Raw genomic sequence first — 20,938 nt, forward strand, 5'->3', positions numbered from 1 at the left:
TCCATGCTCCGGAGACTGGAGTGAATGGTATCGGAAGCGGATTCCTGCATCCAATCGATATTTACTAACTAATTCATAAAAACTATGATGGGGTCGACACCTCTGTCATTGCGACGATGCGCCGGGAACGCAGTATCAGCGGGGAACCGTGATGCTGCTCAGCGCTTCGCGCAGGGTGTCCAGTTGAACCGGTTTACTCAAGAAGAAATCCATGCCCGCCGCACTGCAAGCGGCCCGGTCTTCTGCGTAGGCATTGGCAGTCATCGCAATCACAAAAGGTTGAATGTCCAGCGGCATGGTGCGCAACGCCCTGGTCGCGCTCAAGCCATCCAGCTCGGGCATTTGCATGTCCATCAACACCACATCGAAGGGCTGCTCGCTCAACTTCTGCAAAGCGACCAATCCGTTTTCTGCTTCCCCTACGGGTGGACAGCCGAGTTGCCGCAATTGGCTGCGCGCGAGAAGCCGGTTGATCGGTTGATCGTCTACCAACAAAATACGCAGGCCACTCAAGTCTGTAGTGGGCGCCTCAGGGATTGATGCGGGCAGCGCGGGCGGCGTGATCCAAGTGTCGGAGGCTTCCAGTCCCAACGAAGCTGCCGACAAAGTAAAGCTGAACTCCGAACCTTCGTCAGGACGGCTCTCTACCTTCAGATCGGCGCCCATCTGCGTGATGATGGCTTTGCAAATCACCAAGCCCAGGCCGGTTCCGCCGAATTTTCGGGCAATCGAACTGTCTCCTTGTTTAAAGGGGGAGAACAGCTGTTGCATGACCTCTTCGGTCATGCCGATGCCCGTGTCTTTGACGGAGCAGTGCAGCCCTTCCGGCGTGCACCGCAGGCTGATGGTGATGCTCCCCTGGTGGGTGAACTTGAGTGCGTTGCCCACCAGATTCATCCACACCTGGCGCAAGCGGCTGGGGTCTCCCGTGGCGGCGTAGGGCACATGGCTATCGATCTCAAGTGACAGTGCCACTTGCTTGGCGTTGGCTTGCGGGCGGAACATGTCCAAGGTCTCGGTGACCAAACTCCGGGGATTGAACCCGATGCGCTCCAGCTCCATCTGGTTGGCCTCAATCTTGGAAAAGTCCAAGATGTCGTTGATCAGGTTCAGCAGCGCATTGCCTGCCAGCAAGATGTTGTCCACAAAATGCGATTGCTCCGCGCTCAGTGGTGTGCTCTTGAGCAACTCCGTGAGCCCCAGCGCCCCATTCAGCGGCGTGCGAATCTCGTGACTCATCATGGCCAGAAAGCGGCTCTTGGCAACATTGGCCGCTTCTGCTTGCGCCAAGGCGGCTTGTAGGGCCGCCGTCCGTTCGTTTACCCGTTGCTCCAAGGCCTGGTTGACCTCAAACAGCGCCAAGCTTTTTTCTTCCAGCAGTTGCTCGGCCTGTTTGCGGGCCGATTTCTCGCGCTCCACCCGGTTAAGCAAACGGCGCAGCGTTTCTGCGTGGGCGTCGGAAGCGGGTGGGTTCACCGGGTCAGACATGCGCTTAAGATTTGTGACGCAATTCAAACCGGATGGAGCCATCCGGCAAGTTCACCCTCGTCAGCCCGAGAGGGTCGCCGAAATGCGCAATCGCGCCAGTGATAAGGCCCTCCGCCAAATCGCCGAAGTGCCGCGGAGATGCGTACACCATATCAAGCCCGTCGTCCCGGCGCACACAGTCAAAGCTGGGGAGCTGCGCATCGGGGTAGAGCTTGCGCACTTCGGTGTGGATGACGGATTCGATGCCAAACAAAAAATCCACGGCCGACGGAATGCCATCGAAAAAGCGGGGGTACAGCGCATGAAACCGGCCGAACAGGTGGGTACCGAACCCATGGATCAGCGCTGGCACCGGCAAGCCCGAGCGGGCGGACAAAGCCGTCACCATGCCGACGAGTTCCTGGTGGTCATAGGTGCCCACCGAGGTGTAAGCCCCTCCACTGGGCGGTGCGCTGTCGTCAATGATGTCGTCCACCATGTCCGCGGAAAAGGTGCTTTCCACCATTTCCAGAAATTCGGTAAAGACCATGCCTTTCATGCGCTATCTCCTTGAAGGTACTGGGGTTATACCTGAGCAGGGGGGCGCTGTCTCGCCCATTTTGCCGACCGGGGCGAACGCCCGGTGCCATACGGAGGTGAGCGCGCGGGGGTATGCTCGCGCCCCTATGAAAACTTCCTTCTTCGGCACCGCCCTGGTGCTCGGCTTGCTGTCAGCCATCGGCCCTTTCGCCATCGACATGTACCTTCCCGCCCTTCCCTCCATCGGCCAAAGCCTCGGTGCCTCCATGGGAGCCGTGCAGGCCAGCTTGATGGCTTTCTTCATCTCGCTGGGTGTGGGCCAGATTATTTATGGTCCGGTCTCTGACATGCTGGGTCGCAAGAAGCCGCTCTACTTCGGTCTGGTGCTGTTTGCCTTGGGCAGCGTGGGCTGCGCACTGGCACCGGACATTGAAACCCTGGTGGTGTTGCGCTTCATCCAGGGGCTGGGCGCCTGCGCGGGTATGGTGATCCCGCGCGCTGTGGTGCGCGACTTGCACACAGGTCACGACGCCGCGCGGCTGATGTCGCTGCTGATGTTAGTGTTCAGCGTGTCCCCCATCCTGGCCCCTTTGGCTGGCAGTGTCTTGATCGAGGCATCCGGCTGGCGCGCGGTGTTTTGGGCGGTGACAGTGGCCGCTATCTTGGGCTTGGTGTTGTTGGCCACCAGCCTGCCGGAAACCCGGCCCGCGAAGGACCGTGTCAATAGCAGCGTCGGCAGTGCAGTGGCCGCCTATGGTGTGTTGCTGCGCGACCGGCATTTTCTGGGGCTGGTGTTCATCGGTGCTTTTGGCATCTCCAGCTTTTTTGCCTACCTTGCTAATTCGTCGTTCGTGCTGATCGACCACTACGGTCTCACGCCCCGGCAGTACAGCATCGCGTTCGCGGCCAACGCGGCGTCCTTCATCGGCATTTCGCAGTTCACCGGCAAACTGAGCGCGCGCTTCGGGTTGGTCAAACTGGTGAAGTTCGCGGTGGTGGGCTACGCGCTCATGATGAGCCTGCTGCTGGCGGTGAACCTCAGCGGCATCGAGCGGCTCGATGTCATGCTGGGCATGCTGTTTGTGGGCTATGGCTTTTTGGGCCTCGTGGTGCCCACGACGGCCGTGTTGGCTTTGGATGAGCACGGCGAAATTGCCGGCACCGCCTCTGCCTTGATGGGCACCTTGCAGTTTGTGACCGGTGCCGTGGTCATGGGCATTACCGGCGCGCTGGCCGATGGCACCGCCCGGCCGATGGTGGCTGGCATTGCCGGATCCGCTATCGTGGCGTTGTTGTTGACCCGTATCACGCTGCGCAAAACTGCCGCAGCGGCGGACTAACCCCTCCATCTTCAGATACCCGTTTTCGCAGGAGTGACCCCATGACCGATATCGTTGTGCAACAGCCCGCGGGCGCAGCCAAACAACTTTTTTTACTGCACCATGGCGTGGGTGCCACGCCCCAAGGTTTGTTGCCTTTGGGGCGGCGTTTGGCGGCCGAATTTCCGGAGGCTTTGGTGGTGAGTGTGCAGGGGCCAGAAGCCTCTGACTTGGGTCAGGGCTACCAATGGTTTTCGGTCATCGGCATCACCGAAGAAACCCGCCCCGAGCGCGTGGCCGCCGCCATGCCCGCGTTTGTGAAAGCCGTGCAAGACTGGCAAGCCCGCGCTGGCGTCAGCCCTGAGGCCACGGCGTTGGTGGGCTTTTCCCAGGGCGCCATCATGTGCCTAGAGTCCACCCAGCAAAACGAGTTTTTGGCCGGCCGCGTGGTCGGCTTGTCAGGCCGCTTTGCCCAGCTGCCACTGGCGCCCCACGCCCACACCACCCTGCACATGGTGCACGGCAAGGCGGACACGGTGATGCACTATGGCTACACCGTGACGGCTGCGGAACACTTGGTAAGCCTAGGTGCGGATGTGACGGCGGATGTCATTCCCTTCCTCGCCCACGAGGTGAACGATGCGGTGGTGGATACCGTGATCGAGCGCCTGTTCGGCCACCTGCCCAAGCGCCATTGGGCGGCTGCCCAGCAGGCCGCCGAACAGGACGACTCCGCCGAAGACTGATCAGCCCCGTATCCGCGCTTAACGCATCAAGGCTTCGATGGCATCCGCGTCCACCGGCACGCCGCGGCTGATGAGCTCGCAGCCGGTGTCGGTGACGATGGCATCGTCTTCAATGCGGATGCCGATGTGGTGGAACTGCTCCGGCACCCCCGGTGCCGGACGCACATAAATACCGGGCTCGATGGTCAGCACCATGCCGCTGCGCAGAAGGCGTGCGGGCCGGTTCACGATCTCGTTGCCGGTGAGTGCGTCTTTGCGCACATGCTTGGTGCCCAGCTCGGAAGGCTCGGTGTACGAGCCGCAGTCATGCACATCCATGCCCAGCCAGTGACCGGTGCGGTGCATGTAGAACTGGAAGTAGGCGCGCTTCTCGATCACATCGTCCAGGCTACCCACGGTGTTCTTGTTCAAGAGCCCCAGGTCCAGCATGCCTTGCGCCAGCACGCGCACGGTGGCGTCATGCGGGTCGGTAAAGCGCGCACCGGCCTTGGTGGCCTCTACAGCGGCCACTTGCGAGGCCAGCACCAGGTCATACAGCGCGCGTTGCGGGCCGGTGAAGGTGCCGTTGGCGGGGAAGGTGCGTGTGATGTCGCTGGCGTAGCCGTCCAGTTCGCAACCTGCGTCAATCAGTACCAGCTCACCATGGCGCACCGGGGCGGCGTCAGCACGGTAGTGCAGCACACAGGCGTTGGCACCGGCCGCCACGATGGAGCTGTAAGCCGGGTACTGCGAGCCCTGCAGGCGGAACTCATGCAGCAGCTCAGCGTCCAGGTGGTATTCGCGCACGTCTTTGCCTTCGCGCAGCATGCGGGCCGACAGATGCATGGCGCGGATGTGGGCTTGCGCGCTGATCTGCGCAGCGCGGCGCATCACGTCCTGCTCGTAGGCGTCTTTGATCAGGCGCATCTCGTCCAGCGGGCCGCAGAGGTCGCGCACCTGCTCGGGCACCAGGGTGCCGAAGCGCACGCGGGCGCGCAGGCTGCTGAGCCAGCCGTCGATGCGGGTCTCCAGACCTTTGTGGGTGGCAAAGGGGTACCAGACGGCATCGGCGCCATCCAGCAGTGCGGGCAGGCGCTGGTCCAGCTCGTCTACCGAATAGGCGGCGTCCACGCCAAGGGCGCCCGGCGCTGCATCTGGCCCGAGGCGAAAGCCGTCCCAGATTTCGCGCTCGAGGTCTTTGGGTTGGCAAAACAGGGTGGTGGTGCCATCACCCTGGATGACGAGCCAAGCCCGCGGCTCGGCAAAGCCGCTCAGGTAATGGAAGTAGCTGTCATGGCGGAACAAAAAGTCCGCATCCCGGTTGCGCTGCTGCTCCGGGGCCGTGGGCAGCACCGCCACGCCATGCGGGCCGATGTGGGCTGCCACGCGCGCGCGGCGGCCTGCGTAGTCTGCGGTGAGTGCGGAGGTGGAGGGCTGGGTCATGGTGTCTGTGCGTTGAGTTCTGCCAGGCGCTCGGGGGTGCCGACGTCGGTCCAGCGGCCAGTGTAAATCTCGGCGCTGACCCGTGCACCCTGCATGGCTTTGCGCAGGAGTGGGGCCAGTGGCGCTTTGATGCCGTGCGGGTTGCCGGCGGGAATGTCGCACCAGGGCTGGGCAAACAGGTCGCGGTGAAACAGGGCAAAGGTGCTGTAGGTGTAGCGGGGCGCGGTGCTGCCCGGGGTGGGGTCTACACAGCGGCCTATGCCGTCGGCTCCCACATCTTCCAGCCCGAAGTCCCCCTTCGTGTTGTGCGCCGGGTTGGGCACCAGCCACAGGTGGGCCAGCATGCCGCTGCGCGCAAAGCGCTCCAAGGCTGATGGGGTGAACACCATGTCAGGCGCAAACACGTCGCCGGCCATGGACCAGAACACCGCGCCCAGTTGCGGCATGGCACGGGCAATGCCGCCAGCCGTCTCCAGCGCGCCGCCAAAATCGCGGCCTTCATGGGAGTAGTGCAGGCGGATGCCGACAGTGGATTGCTCTGAATTTGATAGCTGCTCGCGCATATTCCATGAGGGCTGGATGCTTAAAACATCATGAAATGTGGCCTCAATCTGTTCACCCAGCCAGGCGGTGTTCACCACCGCGGACGCAAAGCCTCCCCCGGCCAGGGCCTCCAGGTGGTACTGCATAAGCGGCTTGCCGTGCACTTGCAGCAGGGGTTTGGGCGTGGTGTCGGTGAGCGGGCGCATGCGCTCGCCGCGCCCGGCGGCCAGCACGATGGCGGGGCTGGAAATTGCCGGCTTGACCGGCTGAAAAGGGAGTGCGTCAGGCATGGGCAGCGAGCATAGCCCAAGCATGGGGGCGGGCGTCAGGTTTGCTGGCTGGGCGTCCGTGTGAGGTGCAACGCTTGCTCCAGCGGCATGGGCTTGCCCAAGGCATAGCCTTGCGCCAGGCCAACGCCGAGTTGGCGCAGGGTGTCTATTTCCGCGTCGGTTTCCACGCCTTCGGCAACTAAGCGCCCATGGGTGGATTCGGCAAAGCGCACCAAAGCGGCGGCAAGGGCTTGGCGGCTGAGGTCGCGGTCGATGCCCCGCGTCATGCTTACGTCGAGCTTGATGATGTCGGGTGCCAGGTGCAGGATGTGCTTGAAGCTGGCGTAACCGGCCCCTGCATCGTCTACCGCCACCCGCAGGCCCGCGTCCCGCAACGAGCGGGTGATGTGGGCAATGCGGGAGTACATCGTGGCATCCACCACTTCATGTTCCGTGATCTCCAGCACCAGCCGGTCCAGCGGAAGGCCTGCCAGCAATTGCGAGAGTTCGGGGCTCACCACCGTGCGTGGGGACGCGTTGATAGCGAGGTAGATGCCTTCGGGCAGATGATGGAGTGCCTGCACGGCGCACTCGATGGCGTGAATCTCCATCACAGTGCCCAGGTCGGCTTGGGTGGCCTCCATGAACCACTGTTCTGGCGATTGCGCAGGTCCGCACTGGAAGCGGGTCAGCGCTTCAAAGCCCACCAATCGCTGCTGCGTCAGGTCCCAGATGGGTTGGTAGACGCTGCGCATATGGTCCGGCTCCATGGCCAGTGCGATACGGCTTTCGATGTCGGTTTGCGCACGTTGCTCTAGCAGGCGGGCCTCGATGTGGCCTGCCAACATGTCGGACACCACTTGCAGCATGGCGATGTCACGCCCGTTCAGGCTGTGGTCCGCCCGCGCACTGAAGCAACACAAAGTCCCGAAGACCCGGCCATTGCTGAGCCGGATGGGCGCGCTCAGGTGTGCACCCACGGGCAACGCCCGGGTCACTGGCAGGGTCAGTGCTTCCGGATGGAGGCAAGCGTCTGTAAGCAGGCCGGGCAGGCGCCCGTCGACCACGCGTTGGCAGAAGCTGTCTTCCAGCGCGTCAGACTGACCCACGCAAATGACCGCATCCCGGTTGTCCGCATCGACATAGCGAAAGTAACGGCGGTCGTTGACAAACTCGGAGATGAAGCCCACCTCCATATTCAGGTGGGTGCGGATGGCGTGCAGGCTCCGCGACAGCGTTTCCGTGAAATCCTCGTGTGGCGAGGCAGATTGCTTGCGCGCCAGCCGCAGCAAAGCGCTTTCCAGTGTGCTGGTCATGGTGTCAACCCCCATAGAAAACCGGTTCTGTGACCGCTTTGCGAATGGTGCCACGCCAGTCGGATGGTGTCCATGTGGAGCCGTCGGGCGATCGGTCTTTCTTGACGCAAGTTAAGCGACTGTCTTGGCGTAGTTTTTGCCTGCATGGCGTGTGCGCAGGGGTGTTCAGGGTCGTGTCATGCAGCCCCGCTAGACTGCCTGCACGCCTGTGGTCCGCTTTGAGCAAAGGAAATCGTTATGCAGCACGTTGTTTTCAACCAGAAAGGTGGCGTCGGCAAGTCCACCATCACCTGCAACCTGGCGGCCATCAGCGCCTCGCAGGGGCTGCGAACCCTGGTGATTGACTTGGACTCGCAGGGCAACTCCAGCCGCTATTTGCTGGGGGCCGATATGACGGACGAGCTGCCGAATGTGGCGGAGTTTTTTGAGCAGAGCCTCAAATTCACTGTGCGCGACAAGCCCGCCAGTGACTACATCAGCGAGACTCAGTGGCCCAACCTGGATGTGCTGCCCTCGAGCCCGCTGCTTGACGAGCTGCACAGCAAGCTGGAGAGCCGCCACAAGATCTACAAGTTGCGCGATGCGCTGGAGCTCTTGGCCGCCGACTACGACCAGATTTACATCGACACCCCGCCGGCACTCAACTTCTACACCCGTAGCGCGCTGATTGCAGCGCAGGGATGCCTGATCCCGTTTGACTGCGATGACTTTTCCCGCCGTGCGCTTTACACCCTCCTGGAAAACGTGCAGGAAATCAAGGCCGACCACAACAAGACCCTGGAGGTGGAAGGTATTGTGGTCAACCAGTTCCAGCCGCGCGCCAACCTGCCGCAGCGCATGGTGCAGGAGCTGATCGATGAAGGCCTGCCGGTCTTGCAGCCCTACCTCGGTGCTTCGGTGAAGATCCGCGAGTCGCACGAGCAATCCAAACCCATGATCTACCTGGAACCCGGCCACAAGCTGACCCAGGAGTTTGTAGCGCTGCATGACGCTCTGCTGCCCAAGAAGAAAAACAGTAAAAAAAGCCGCTAGCCGGCACAAATAGTTCCGGATTAGCTCCTTATTTCATAGCGTTTACAAAGCGGGTCACCAGCCGGCGCCCGGGCTGCCCATAATGCGCGGTCCAATTGTGAATCGCCATGCAAACCATTTCCCGGGGCTCTTGGCCCCTGCGCCTCTTGAAAATCAGTCTGGTGTTGGCCGGCTTGGGCCTCGTCGCCCTGCTGGCGCTCACCGCGTTTTTCTCGACCCAGCTGCCCGACACCTCCTCCCTCTCCAACTACCAGCCCAAGCAGCCCCTGCGCGTGCTGACCGCGGATGGGGTGGAAGTGGCAGGTTTCGGCACCGAGCGCCGGGTCTACAAGCCGATCGACCAGATTCCTCAGTTGATGAAAGACAGTCTGCTGGCGGTGGAAGACGCGCGGTTTTATGAACACGGCGGGCTGGACCCGATTGGCGTGGCCCGGGCTATCGTGGCTAACCTCACTGGCGGGCGCACCCAAGGGGCATCCACCATCACGCAGCAGGTGGCGCGCACTTTCTTTTTGAGCCGCTCCCGCACTCTAGAGCGCAAGATCAAAGAAGCACTGCTGGCGTTCAAAATCGAGTCCCAGCTCAGCAAAGACCAGATTCTGGAGCTCTACATGAACCAGATCTATCTGGGTTCGCGGGCCTATGGTTTTGAAGCGGCGGCCCAGGCGTATTTCGGCAAGCCTCTCACTGCGCTGAGTGCCGCTGAGTCCGCGATGCTGGCCGGGCTGCCCCAGAATCCGCACTTTGCCAACCCGATTCAAAACTTTGAGCGCGCCCGGGCCCGCCAGCTGTTGGTCTTGGGCCGCATGCGGGCGCAAGACGTGATCACCGACGCCCAGTTCCAAGCAGCCAAGGCAGAGAAGCTGGTGGTGCGCAAGCGCAACGAAGTCGATGTGCACGCCGAACACGTGGCCGAAATGGTGCGCCAGCAGGTTTATGCCCAGTTCGGCGAAATGAGCTACACCACCGGCCTGAATGTCACCACTACCCTGCGCGCCGCTGAGCAGCAGGCCGCTTACAAGGCACTGCGCCGTACGCTGGTGGAGCACTCCTTGCGCCAGGTCTGGCGTGGCCCAGAAGGGCAGGAAACGCTTGCCACCGACCTGAAAGACGACGACCCTGCGGTGGCCCAGGCACTCGCCGATTACGACGATGACGAAGACCTGCGTATTGCCATCGTGACCCGCGCCAGCACCAAATCGGTGACCGTGGTGTTGGGTACTGGCGAGGTCGTGACCATTGAGGGCACTGGCTTGCGACCCGCCCAGTCAGGCCTGGCCGAATCTGCTGCCGCCAAGTTACGGGTGCGGCGCGGTGCGGTGGTGCGGGTGGTGCAGCAGGCCAAGGCCTGGAGCTTTGTGCAGTGGCCGGAGGCTGAAGGCGCGCTGGTCGCCATGGACCCCCTGAATGGCGAGATCCGCGCCCTGGTGGGTGGGTTCGACTTTCACCGCAACCAGTTCAACCACGTAACCCAAGGCTGGCGCCAGCCCGGCTCCAGCTACAAGCCGTTCATTTACTCTGGCGCGATGGAGAGCGGCATGCAGCCTGAATCGCTGGTGAACGATGCGCCCATGGAAAACGTAGGCGACTGGGCCCCCGAGAACGACGACGGCAGCACCGATGGCCCCATCACTCTGCGCCGCGCCTTGGCGCGCTCCAAAAACCTGGTGTCCATCCGCCTGATGCAGTTGCTCTCGCCGCAAGGCGCGCGGGAGTGGGTTAGCCGTTTTGGGTTTGACCCGGAACGCCAACCGGACAACCTCACCCAGGCTCTCGGCTCGGGCTCCACCAACCCCCTGCAAATGGCGGGTGCTTATTCGGTGTTGGCCAACGGTGGCTACCGGGTGAATCCGGTACTTATCCAGAAGATTGCCCGCGCCAGTGGCGAGGTAGTGTTCGAAGCCAAGCCTCAGGTGTTGGACGAGACACTGCGTACCGTGCCGGCCCGCAACACCTTCATGGTGTCAAGTCTGTTGCAGGAAGTGACGCGAAGCGGCACGGCAGCTAAAGCACAGGCCGCGCTCAAGCGCCCCGATCTGTACGGCAAAACCGGCACCACCAATGACGTGGTGGATGCCTGGTTTGCCGGCTACCAGCCCGGTGTGGTGGCGGTCGTGTGGGTGGGCTACGACACGCCCCGCAGCTTGGGCACCCGGGCCTCCGGGTCCGCGCTGGCCCTTCCCGCCTGGATTGATTACATGGCGGTGGCTCTTAACGGCGTGCCGGTGCAAGAGGTGCAGCCCCCTGAGGGTGTAGTGCGCGCCGGCGATGATTGGCGCTATTCCGAATGGGCCGAAGGCGGTTTCATCGACAGCCTCGGGGTAGACGGGCAAGCGATTTCACCGGCCCTTGCTGTGCGACCCGTTACACCGCTAGTGAGCCCGGATAGTCAGTAACTGTGACTTTTTCCACAATTTCAGGGCTTGGTTAGTCCATATGGACTAGTCCTTGTGGAGGCCGGCTTTTCTAAAATCGAAGTTGTTACTAGACATTACATACATGTGGGGATTTATGAAAAAATTTGCGATGGCAGCCATCTTGGCCACCAGCTCGTTCCTGTCGGCACACGCTGCTTCGATCACCGGTTTGGTGAACACCGGTAGCTTCGCTAGTGGTGCACACGACACCAACTACTCGCTCAATGGCACCGGCTTTGGCTACGTGACCAAAGACAACGTTTGGCCGATTGGCCCCTGGATTGCCAACACTGCCACTTCCAAGTGGATTACGCCTTCCGCGAACCAAGCAGCGAGCTTTGATCCCTATGCCAACGGTACTTACACTTGGTCTTTGAGCTTTAACCTGACCGGTTTTGATGCGGCTACCGCGAGCTTCAGTGGCAAATTTGCGGCTGACAATTCCGCAGTGGTCAAGCTCAATGGCGTGGCCATCGGTTCCGCCAACAGCTTCACTAGCTTCTCCAACTTCAGCGCCGCCTCTGGTTTCAACAGCGGTCTCAACACCTTGGACTTCGTGGTCACCAACGTTGCCCAAAACGGTGGCAACCCCACAGGCCTGCGCGTGGAGTTCACCGCATCCAATGTCACTCCCGTGCCAGAGCCAGAAACCTACGCCATGTTGTTGGCTGGTTTGGGCTTGATGGGTGTGATCAGCCGTCGCCGTGCAAAGCGGAACGCTGCATAAGCACTGATTCGGTCGTGACCATGAAATGGGGAGCTCAGGCTCCCCATTTTTTTTTGCCTCATTCAGCGTGTGCCCACTGCCACTTTTCCGAACACGGCTTGTGCTTCGCGTGGCAGGCAGCGCCAATAGACGGGGTTGCCCTCCACCTGGCCGCCCAGCGCGGCCGCGGCATGCCAACCCCAACGCGGGTTGTACAAAAAAGCGCGCGCCAAGGCGATCAGATCCGCATCGCCGGCTTGCAGAATATCTTCCGCCTGTTGCGGCTCAGTGATCAGTCCGACCGCGGTGGTGGCCATGCCGCTGGCAGCGCGGATATCACGCGCAAAAGGCACTTGGTAGTTGGCACTCAGCACAATTTTTTGCTGGGGTGACACCCCTCCGCTGGAGACGTGGATGAAGTTGCAGCCCAGCGCATTGAGTTGCTGAGCGAAGACGGCACTTTGCGTGACATCCCACGCACCCTCGACCCAATCGCTGGCGGAGATACGAACACCCAGCACGCCGTCAAATGCAGCCCGCATGGCGGCGAACAGCTCCAGTGGAAAGCGCATGCGGTTCTCAAGGCTACCGCCATAGGCATCGGTGCGCTGGTTCGCAATCGGCGACAAAAATTCATGCACCAGATAGCCGTGGGCGCCATGCAGTTCAATAGCGTCCACGCCCATGCGTGCGCTGCGAATCGCCGCCTGCACAAACGCAGCTTTGACGCGCTCCATGCCTTCCAGGGTCAGCTCGGCAGGTGGTGGTTCTTGGGGCAACTGTGGTAGTGCTGAGGGGCCCACGGGCTCCCACCCCCCGTCTTCGCGTGCCAGCAGCTGCCCGCCTTGCCAAGGCAACTTGCTCGACGCTTTACGCCCTGCGTGTGCCAGCTGGATGCATACCGCCGTGTGTGGCGCGAGCTTTCGCGCGCGGTGCAGTTTGTCTGTCAAGGCCGCTTCGGTGCGGTCGTCCCACAACCCGAGGCAAGCGGGCGTGATACGCCCCTCGGGCAACACACCGGTCGCCTCAATCGTGAATAGGCCCGCACCACTGTTGAGCAAATTGCCCCAGTGCATCAAATGCCAGTCCGTCGCTTCGCCGTCCACCGCTTGGTATTGGCACATCGGAGCGACGACGATGCGGTTCGGTAAAACAAGGCCGCCGCGGGGCGAAGGCAGGGTGTAAGGGGTGAAGAGTTGGCTCATGCACAAAAGCATAGCCCATGGGTCAAATTCGGTGCAGTACGGCTCTGTAACGGCCCCAAAGCGCGCACCGGTAAAATCAGTGGAGTTTTGCCTTTCACCTGTTTCTTAACCTTACCCTTGGAGCTGCCCTCAATGGCCCCCACCCCCAATACCAAAGACATGGCAAATGCCATTCGCGCACTGTCCATGGACGCTGTGCAGCAAGCCAATTCCGGCCACCCCGGCGCCCCCATGGGCATGGCCGACATGGCAGTGGCTTTGTGGGGTGAGCACCTCCGTCACAACCCCACCAACCCGAACTGGGCCAACCGCGACCGCTTCATCCTGTCCAACGGTCACGGTTCCATGCTGATCTATGCGCTGCTGCACCTGACCGGCTACAAGCTGCCCATCAACGAACTCAAGAACTTCCGCCAGCTGCACAGCAAGACTGCGGGTCACCCTGAGTTCGGCATCACCCCCGGCGTGGAAACCACCACCGGCCCCTTGGGCCAGGGCATCACCAACGCCGTGGGCTTTGCCTTGGCCGAAAAGCTGCTGGCTAAAGAATTCAACCGTGAAGGCCACGCCATCGTGGACCACCACACCTACGTGTTCATGGGCGACGGCTGCCTGATGGAAGGCATCAGCCACGAAGCCGCTGCACTGGCCGGCGCCTGGAAGCTGGGCAAGCTGATCGCCCTGTATGACGACAACGGTATCTCCATCGACGGCCAAGTCGCTCCTTGGTTCATTGACAACACCGCCCAACGTTTTGTGGCCTACGGCTGGAACGTGATCGGCCCCGTGGATGGTCACGATGCAGCTGCTGTCTCTGCTGCGATTGCACAAGCCAAGGCCGGCACCGACAACCGCCCCACCCTGATCATCAGCAAGACCCACATCGGCAAGGGCAGCCCCAACCGCGCCAACACCTCCAAGGCCCACGGCGAGCCTTTGGGCGCTGAAGAAATCAAGCTCACCCGCGAGTCCATCGGCTGGAGCCATGCACCCTTCGTGATCCCCAAAGAAGTCTATGCAGACTGGGACGCCAAGGAAAAAGGCAAGGCTGCAGAAGCTGCTTGGAACGAGAAGTTTGCTGCCTACAAAGCCGCTTTCCCCGATCTGGCCAAAGAGTTCGTGCGCCGCATGAAGGGCGACTTGCCCAAGAACTTTGTGCAGACTGCGGTGGACACCGTGATCGCTGCCCACCAAAAGGGTGAAACCGTGGCCAGCCGCAAGGCCAGCCAGTTGGCGCTTGAGTCTTTCACTGCCGCCTTGCCCGAAATGCTGGGTGGCTCTGCCGACTTGACCGGCTCCAACCTGACCAACACCAAAAGCACGCCCAACCTGCGTTTTGACGCACTGACCGGTGACGTGGTGACCAACGAAGCCGGCCAGGGCGGCCGCCACATCAACTACGGTGTGCGCGAGTTCGGCATGGCCGCCATCATGAACGGCGTGGCCTTGCACGGTGGCTACATCCCTTACGGTGGCACCTTCCTGACCTTCAGCGATTACAGCCGCAACGCCATTCGCATGGCTGCCCTGATGAAGCTGCGCGTGGTGCACGTGTTCACCCACGACTCCATCGGTCTGGGCGAAGACGGCCCGACCCACCAGTCCATCGAGCACGCTGCTAGCCTGCGCCTGATCCCTAACCTGGACGTCTGGCGTCCCGCTGACACGGCCGAAACCGCCGTGGCATGGACTGTTGCTTTGCAAAACAAGGCCAAGCCCACAGCGCTGCTCTTGAGCCGTCAGAACATTGCGTACGCTGCTAAGTGCGACTCCGCTGCCGCCCCTGATGCCTCCGGCATCGACTCCATCAGCAAGGGCGCCTACGTGTTGTCAGAGCCATCGGACGCGGGTATCAAGAAGAAGGCCCAAGCGGTGATCATCGCCACCGGTTCCGAAGTGCAACTGGCGATTGCTGCGCAAAAGGTGTTGGCCGAGCGCAAGATTGCCGTGCGCGTGGTCTCCATGCCTTCCACCACCACCTTCGACCTGCAAAGCACTGAGTACAAGACCAGCGTGTTGCCGGCCGGCGTGCCCCGCATCGCGGTGGAAATGGGTTCCACCGGTGGCTGGTGGAAGTACGGTACGGCCGCGGTTGTCGGTCTGGATACGTACGGTGAATCCGCTCCCGCACCGGTATTGTTCAAGCACTTCGGTTTCACGCCTGAAAACGTGGCTGACACCGTCGAAAAAGTTTTGCGCAAGTAAGTAGCTCTGGTTTTTGAGTCCGACAATTTTTTAATTGAAGAGAGAAGCAAATGGCAATCAAAGTAGGTATCAATGGTTTCGGCCGTATCGGCCGTATGGTGTTCCGCGCAGCGGTGCAAAACTTCAACGACATCGAAATCGTCGGCATCAACGACTTGTTGGAGCCTGACTACCTGGCTTACATGCTGCAGTACGACAGCGTGCACGGCCGCTTCAAGGGCGAAGTGTCGGTCGACAACGGTGTGTTGATCGTCAACGGCAAGAAGATCCGCCTGACCCAGGAGCGCGATCCTGCGAACCTGAAGTGGGCCGACGTCGGTGCCGACATCGTGGTCGAATCCACCGGCCTGTTCCTGACCAAGGAAACTGCCCAGAAGCACATTGATGCTGGCGCCAAGAAGGTCATCCTGTCTGCTCCTTCCAAAGACGACACCCCTATGTTCGTGTATGGCGTGAACGACAAGACCTACGCTGGTCAAGCCATCATCTCCAACGCGTCCTGCACCACCAACTGCCTGGCTCCTTTGGCCAAGGTGATCAACGACAAATTCGGCATCAAGCGTGGTCTGATGACCACCGTGCACGCTGCCACTGCTACCCAGAAGACCGTGGACGGCCCGTCCAACAAAGACTGGCGCGGCGGCCGCGGCATTCTGGAAAATATCATTCCTTCCAGCACTGGCGCAGCCAAGGCCGTGGGCGTGGTGATTCCTGAGCTGAACAAGAAGCTCACCGGCATGGCTTTCCGCGTGCCTACCAGCGATGTGTCCGTGGTCGACTTGACCGTCGAGCTGAACACTTCTGCCACGATTGCTGAAATCAACGCCGAGTTGAAGGCGCAATCCGAAGGCGCTTTGAAGGGCGTGTTAGGTTACACCGAAGACAAGGTGGTTGCCACCGACTTCCGTGGTGACAGCCGCACCTCCATCTACGACGCAGAAGCCTCCATCGCTTTGGACGGCACCTTCGTCAAGTTGGTGAGCTGGTACGACAACGAATGGGGCTACTCCAACAAGGTGTTGGAAATGGCTCGTGTCGTTTCGAAGTAAGGCATCTCTTTCGCCCAAGCAAAACGCGCCCTCGGGCGCGTTTTTTTATGGGAGTGCGAGTAGTGTCTCACTCGCACTCTGCGCGCAGCGCCTGCAGATCCAACAGCTCAATACAGCCGCGCTGCACGTGCAACACGCCGCGGGCTTTGAAATCGCGCAGGATCTGGTTGGTGGTCTGGCGTGACACACCGATCATCAAGGCCAGTTGTTCCTGGGTGACGGCCAGCACGCGCAAGGTACGGTCGCTTTCTGTGGCCTGGCCGTAACTCAGGGCCATGGTCAGCAGGCGCCGCGCCAGGCGTTGGGGCGCGGGCAGCACGGTTTGTTCTTCCATACTCACAAAGGCTAGGCGCAGTTTGTCGGCCATCAGCACCGCTAAGTCGCGCCAATGGGCAGGGTGCCGGGCGAGCCATGCGAGCAGTTCTTCATGAGGAATGTGCAGCAGGGTGCAGGCTTCGGCCGCATGGGCGTCGTGGGTGCGGGTAGATCCGTCAAACACCGAGATTTCGCCGAACCATTGCGGGGGTGACAGCAGCACCAGTACGGCTTCGCGGGCCGCATCGCCTTCTCCGCTGTGGCCGGAAATGCGGATGGTGCCACGCACCACCGCATAGAGCCCGCAAGGCGCAGCCTCTCGCAAGAACAGCTTTTCACCGGCTTGCAGGGTGCGTACCCGGGCCATGGCCAACAGGCCTTGCGCAAAGTCCGGTGGCAACTGGGCAAACCAGCGGCCGCTACGCAGCATGGGCAAATGACTCGAGATATCAGGCATGGCGTCGGGGCTAGGGCTTTCACTAGGTGGGTGGTGTTGTGTCGGCTACTTGACAGACGCCAAGCATACCTGCGCCCATGATCCGCCCAAAGCCAAGGAGACACCTATGAAAACCCTCACCGACCATCTAACCCAATACGCTGCCTACCACCAGGACAGCCGAAACGTGGTCACCCACTTTGTGGGCATCCCGATGATTGTTCTGGCCGTCACGATTTTGTTGTCGCGCCCCCAGTGGTCTGCCGCCGGGCTGCACCTCAGCCCTGCTGTGTTGGTGGCCTTGGGGTCCACCTGGTTTTACACACGCTTGGATGCACGTTTTGGTGTCGCCATGGCGGTGCTGTTGGCCGCAGCGCTGGCAGCCAGCCAATGGTTTGCGGCGCAGAGCACCAGTGTCTGGTTGGGCTGGGGCATTGGCTTGTTTGTGGTGGGTTGGGCGTTCCAATTTGTGGGCCATTACTACGAGGGCAAGAAACCGGCCTTTGTGGATGACCTGATCGGCCTGCTGGTTGGCCCTTTGTTTCTGGTGGCCGAGGTGGCCTTCCACTGGAACATGCGCACCGAAGTGCGCGATGAAATCCGCCGTCGCTTGAGCGCGGCCCCCGCTGCAACCGGCCTGGCAGCATGAGCTTTACCGCTGCGCTGCCCACCTTGTTGTTGCTGGCGCTTGCGCTGGTGATGTTCGGTCTGGGTCTGTCATTGACCGTTCAGGACTTTGCCCGCCTGCGCGAACATCCACGCGCCGTGTTGCTGGCCCTCGTGCTGCAGATGGTGGCGCTGCCTGCAGTGGCCGTTGGGCTGATTGTGCTGTTGGGCGTGCAGCCCATTTACGCCGTGGGCCTGATGCTGCTGGCCGCCTCTCCGGGCGGGGTGTCGGCGAACCTGTTCAGCCACTTGTTTGGCGGCAATGTGGCGATGAACATTTCGCTAACCGCCATCAACACGGTGCTTTCCATCGTCAGCCTGCCCCTTATTGCCAACTGGGCCATTGCCACCTACCTGCAGACGGGCCAGGTGGTTCCACTGCAGTTCGGCAAGGTGCTGGAGGTGGTGGGTGTTGTGATGGTACCCGTGCTCATCGGCATGGTGGTGCGGCACCGCCAGCCCGGTTTCAGCGAACGCATGGGTTCGCCCATGAAGGCGTTCAGCGCGGTGGTGTTGGCTGCGTTCTCGTTGATTGCCATCGTCAAAGAGTGGAGCGCACTCACCGCATCCATCAACAGCCTAGGCCCTGTGGTGTTGGCTTTCAATCTTGCCAGCTTGCTGGTCGGTTACTACCTGTCACGGGCAGCAGGGCTTGCCAAGCCGCTGGCCACGGCGGTGAGTTTTGAGATCGGTATCCACAACTCCACCTTGGCGATTTTTGTGGCGCTATCGGTCTTGGGCAATCTGCAGTTGGGTCTGCCAGCCGCTATCTACTCGGTGAGCATGTATCTCACCGCGACTACTTTTGGCTTTTTGGTGTTGCGCCGGGGCGGGTAAGCTCGCCGCATGCAACCTGGTGTTCTTTATGCAGCCCTAGCCTATCTGGCCTGGGGGCTCTTTCCCCTTTATTTCAAGCAACTCTCCGCCATCCCCGCCCTGGAGGTGGTGATGCACCGCACCGTCTGGTGCATGGTGCTGTTGCTTGCGGTGTTAGCCATGCGCCGCCAGTGGGCCTGGTTGGGTGCGGTGTGGCGCACCCCTAAAGTGATGGGCGCGTTTGCCCTCTCGGCCGTGCTGCTGGGGGTGAACTGGCTGGTATACGTGTGGGCGGTTCAAAACGGCCATGTGCTTGATGCCAGCCTGGGCTATTTCATCCTACCGCTGGTCAACGTGGGGCTGGGCTTTGTGTTTTTGCACGAGCGCCCGCGGCCTGGTCAATGGATCGCGGTGGCTGTGGCGGCCGCCGGCGTGCTCTGGCTGGCCCTGCTCTCGGGCCATGTGCCGTGGGTGGCGCTGGTGTTGGCGGTCACTTTCGGGTTCTACGGTTTGCTGCGCAAAGTGGGTGCCTTGGGTGCATTAGAAGGTCTCACGTTGGAGACGCTGGTGCTCGCACCGATAGCGGGCGGCCTCCTGCTGTGGTGGGGCCTGCAGGGGCAGGGCGCCTTGGTTCAGGGCAGTGCGTCGGATATCGGCTGGCTGCTGCTGGCGGGCCCGTTTACCGCGGTGCCCTTGCTCTTGTTTGCCGCCGGTGCGCGCCGGGTGTCCATGGCCACCATGGGCATCCTGCAATACATCTCCCCCAGCCTGCAACTGCTGATTGGTGTGTGGCTCTATGGTGAACCCTTCGAGGCAGCCCGGGCCATCGGCTTTTGCCTGATCTGGGCCGCCTTGGGGGTGTACAGCCTCGAGGGCTGGTGGTTCAGCCGCCGCGCAGCGGCAGACACAAAGGGCGGTCAGCGCGGCGGGTAGACCACTTGGCCCCGCTCGCGGATGTGGGCGGTCAGCGGGCTCTCCAAGCCCAGCAGGGCCGCACTTTCCAGCAGCACCTCAATCACCCTCGGTTCGGGCGAGTAGTGCATGGTTTGCATCGCAGCGGTGTACAGCGCGTGAGCCGTCTCCGGCGTTACCGGTGTGGTGGTCACATACGCAAACTGCACTGCGCTGCGAAACAGCACCGCGTCTTTGACTTTTTCATAGGTGTTGTCTTTCAGCTCAGGGCTGCGCGCCTGGGGATGCATATAGAGCTGACTCACCCGCGAATACTCCCAACCGGTGAAGGCGGTGATGGCAATCAATGCGCCCGCCAGACCACAGGCCACCAAACGAAGGCCGTTTCTTTGCATGCAGCTCCCTTGCAGGCGCTGCGGAGTGCACAACATGCCTACCGCCAACAGGGTCGCAACCTGAAACGGCCCGTACCACAGGGGGTACTCCAGCAGGCTGTGCAGCCCGATGACCAGCAGCACACCCCAGGCCAACTGGGTGGTAGGGTGCTGTGCGCGCCACGGCTTGGCGCGGGCCGCCAACACCAGCGCGCCACCACACAGCAGGGTCGCAGCCGGCAGCCCCAGTTCCACCGCCAATTGCAAGGGCAGGTTGTGCGCGTTGTCCAGAATTTCACTGAACCGCGCACCGGCATACGGGTGCATGAAGTGGGCAAACTTCAGCTCCCCCAGCCCCATCCAGTCCACGGGTGCACCGTGATCAACTCCATCACATTGGCCCACAGAATCATGCGGCTTTGGGAGCCTGCGTCCTCTGAAAAACGCGCGAATGCATTGGCGGGGACTTGCCCTGTCAGTGACTGCAAGGCGGAGGGCAGCGCCACGTTGGCAGCAAGGTAGGCCGCCAGCGCCCACAGGCTCCAGCGCCAAGCGGTGCCCTTGCCTGCGACTGTGCTGTTCCGGCTCCAGCACCACGCCACTGCAGCAATCAATATCCACTGCAAAGCTCCCGTGCGGGAGCTGCTGGCTGCGTTGCCCCCGGCCAGCAACAACACCGCAGCCCCTAGCGCTGCCGTGCGCAAGGCCGGTATGGCAAGTAGAGCCGCATCCGCCGGCCTATGTGCCAACCACAGCAGGCTGAGCAAGCCGATCGAGGTAAGTGTTGCAAACTGGTTGCGCTGGCGCAGGTTGGCGAATGCCGTGCCTTGGGTTGTCTGCATGATCCAATCCGACCAGTCTAGATCTACGGCCCCGAAATACTGCAGCCAAGCCATGCAGGCGCTGAGCAGTGCAGCGAGCAGCCAACCCCAGGCCACCGTCGCCACCAAGCTGGCGCGGGGCATGCGGTGTCCGCCCACGGCCCACACCAGCAAAAACAACGCGCAGCTGCCCGCTGTGGCCAAGCGCTGCAGCATGTCCGGGTTGGGCCCCCAGGACAGCGGGCTGACCCAGGGGAAGGCAATCGCCGCCAGCAGCAAGCCGGTGGTGAGTTGCACCTTCACGATGTGTGTGAGGTCGGGGGCAGAGGGTGACAGTGCGGGTTGTTGTGGCAGCGCCATGT

Annotated in this window: 19 protein-coding genes; 10 read left to right on the plus strand and 9 right to left on the minus strand. The window is 61.6% G+C overall.

The features are described 5' to 3' along the window. Positions 1-135: 135 nt before the first annotated feature. Both RAE19_RS09895 and RAE19_RS09900 read right to left on the minus strand, forming a co-directional pair. Entirely contained in the window at positions 136-1,488 is a 1,353-nt protein-coding gene (locus RAE19_RS09895; RefSeq protein WP_313874728.1) for an ATP-binding protein, read from the minus strand. Between the two features lie 4 nt (positions 1,489-1,492). Further along, complete coding sequence (locus RAE19_RS09900; RefSeq protein WP_313874729.1) at positions 1,493-2,026, minus strand: heme NO-binding domain-containing protein; 534 nt, start codon at positions 2,024-2,026, stop codon at positions 1,493-1,495. A 127-nt stretch (positions 2,027-2,153) separates the two neighbouring features. Here RAE19_RS09900 and RAE19_RS09905 point away from each other — a divergent pair, with 127 nt between their 5' ends. Together RAE19_RS09905 and ypfH are read left to right on the plus strand one after the other, a co-directional pair. Then, the gene (locus RAE19_RS09905; RefSeq protein WP_313874730.1) at positions 2,154-3,347 is read left to right on the plus strand and encodes a multidrug effflux MFS transporter; all 1,194 of its coding nucleotides are present in this window, start codon (positions 2,154-2,156) and stop codon (positions 3,345-3,347) included. Positions 3,348-3,388: 41 nt separating this feature from the next. Then, on the plus strand, positions 3,389-4,072 hold the full coding sequence (ypfH, locus tag RAE19_RS09910; protein WP_313874731.1) for an esterase: 684 nt from the start codon (positions 3,389-3,391) through the stop codon (positions 4,070-4,072). An 18-nt stretch (positions 4,073-4,090) separates the two neighbouring features. Here ypfH and RAE19_RS09915 read toward each other — a convergent pair whose 3' ends face one another. Genes RAE19_RS09915 through RAE19_RS09925 form a run of 3 tightly spaced genes read right to left on the minus strand, consistent with a single transcriptional unit; the run spans position 4,091 to position 7,622 of the window. After that, positions 4,091-5,494, minus strand: a complete 1,404-nt coding sequence (locus tag RAE19_RS09915) for an aminopeptidase P N-terminal domain-containing protein (RefSeq protein ID WP_313874732.1) — start codon at positions 5,492-5,494, stop codon at positions 4,091-4,093. Next, a complete protein-coding gene (locus tag RAE19_RS09920; protein ID WP_313874733.1) occupies positions 5,491-6,327 on the minus strand; it encodes a nucleotidyltransferase family protein in 837 nt (278 codons plus the stop codon). The genes RAE19_RS09915 and RAE19_RS09920 overlap by 4 nt, the downstream gene beginning before the upstream one ends. A gap of 35 nt (positions 6,328-6,362) precedes the next feature. Continuing rightward, positions 6,363-7,622 carry a sensor domain-containing phosphodiesterase gene (locus tag RAE19_RS09925; RefSeq protein ID WP_313874734.1) on the minus strand — a complete coding sequence of 420 codons (1,260 nt, stop codon included), beginning with the start codon at positions 7,620-7,622 and terminating at the stop codon, positions 6,363-6,365. Positions 7,623-7,859: 237 nt separating this feature from the next. On the opposite strand from RAE19_RS09925, the gene RAE19_RS09930 reads away from it, so the two are divergent. From RAE19_RS09930 to RAE19_RS09940, 3 genes are all read left to right on the plus strand, one after another. Then, the gene (locus RAE19_RS09930; protein WP_313874735.1) at positions 7,860-8,654 is read left to right on the plus strand and encodes a ParA family protein; all 795 of its coding nucleotides are present in this window, start codon (positions 7,860-7,862) and stop codon (positions 8,652-8,654) included. Positions 8,655-8,761: 107 nt separating this feature from the next. After that, entirely contained in the window at positions 8,762-11,050 is a 2,289-nt protein-coding gene (locus tag RAE19_RS09935) for a penicillin-binding protein 1A (protein WP_313874736.1), read from the plus strand. A gap of 115 nt (positions 11,051-11,165) precedes the next feature. Then, positions 11,166-11,798, plus strand: coding sequence for a PEP-CTERM sorting domain-containing protein (locus RAE19_RS09940; protein WP_313874737.1), 633 nt, complete (start codon positions 11,166-11,168; stop codon positions 11,796-11,798). Between the two features lie 62 nt (positions 11,799-11,860). Here the strand turns inward: RAE19_RS09940 and RAE19_RS09945 are convergent, their stop codons facing one another. Next, positions 11,861-12,982, minus strand: a complete 1,122-nt coding sequence (locus tag RAE19_RS09945) for an NADH:flavin oxidoreductase/NADH oxidase (RefSeq protein ID WP_313874738.1) — start codon at positions 12,980-12,982, stop codon at positions 11,861-11,863. 132 nt (positions 12,983-13,114) lie between these two features. Here RAE19_RS09945 and tkt point away from each other — a divergent pair, with 132 nt between their 5' ends. Then, complete coding sequence (tkt, locus tag RAE19_RS09950; RefSeq protein WP_313874739.1) at positions 13,115-15,187, plus strand: transketolase; 2,073 nt, start codon at positions 13,115-13,117, stop codon at positions 15,185-15,187. 50 nt (positions 15,188-15,237) lie between these two features. After that, positions 15,238-16,236 carry a type I glyceraldehyde-3-phosphate dehydrogenase gene (gap, locus tag RAE19_RS09955; RefSeq protein ID WP_313874740.1) on the plus strand — a complete coding sequence of 333 codons (999 nt, stop codon included), beginning with the start codon at positions 15,238-15,240 and terminating at the stop codon, positions 16,234-16,236. 67 nt (positions 16,237-16,303) lie between these two features. Here gap and RAE19_RS09960 read toward each other — a convergent pair whose 3' ends face one another. Then, entirely contained in the window at positions 16,304-17,008 is a 705-nt protein-coding gene (locus RAE19_RS09960) for a Crp/Fnr family transcriptional regulator (protein WP_313874741.1), read from the minus strand. 106 nt (positions 17,009-17,114) lie between these two features. On the opposite strand from RAE19_RS09960, the gene RAE19_RS09965 reads away from it, so the two are divergent. From RAE19_RS09965 to rarD, 3 genes are read left to right on the plus strand one after another with little or no spacing between them, the layout of a single operon-like run. Next, a complete protein-coding gene (locus RAE19_RS09965) occupies positions 17,115-17,636 on the plus strand; it encodes a DUF962 domain-containing protein (protein ID WP_313874742.1) in 522 nt (173 codons plus the stop codon). Next, a complete protein-coding gene (locus tag RAE19_RS09970) occupies positions 17,633-18,490 on the plus strand; it encodes a bile acid:sodium symporter family protein (protein WP_313874743.1) in 858 nt (285 codons plus the stop codon). The genes RAE19_RS09965 and RAE19_RS09970 overlap by 4 nt, the downstream gene beginning before the upstream one ends. Positions 18,491-18,499: 9 nt before the next feature. Next, on the plus strand, positions 18,500-19,402 hold the full coding sequence (gene rarD, locus RAE19_RS09975) for an EamA family transporter RarD (RefSeq protein ID WP_313874744.1): 903 nt from the start codon (positions 18,500-18,502) through the stop codon (positions 19,400-19,402). Here the strand turns inward: rarD and RAE19_RS09980 are convergent. Together RAE19_RS09980 and RAE19_RS09985 are read right to left on the minus strand one after the other, a co-directional pair. Next, positions 19,387-20,115, minus strand: coding sequence for a PglL family O-oligosaccharyltransferase (locus RAE19_RS09980; RefSeq protein WP_313876215.1), 729 nt, complete (start codon positions 20,113-20,115; stop codon positions 19,387-19,389). The two genes, rarD and RAE19_RS09980, sit on opposite strands and share 16 nt — an antisense overlap. Then, positions 20,097-20,936, minus strand: a complete 840-nt coding sequence (locus RAE19_RS09985) for a pilin glycosylation ligase domain-containing protein (RefSeq protein WP_313874745.1) — start codon at positions 20,934-20,936, stop codon at positions 20,097-20,099. Before RAE19_RS09985 ends, RAE19_RS09980 begins: the two co-directional genes overlap by 19 nt. Between the last annotated feature and the right edge of the window lie 2 nt (positions 20,937-20,938).

This window comes from Rhodoferax potami (assembly GCF_032193805.1).
Classification (GTDB): Bacteria; Pseudomonadota; Gammaproteobacteria; order Burkholderiales; family Burkholderiaceae_C; genus Allorhodoferax; species Allorhodoferax potami_A.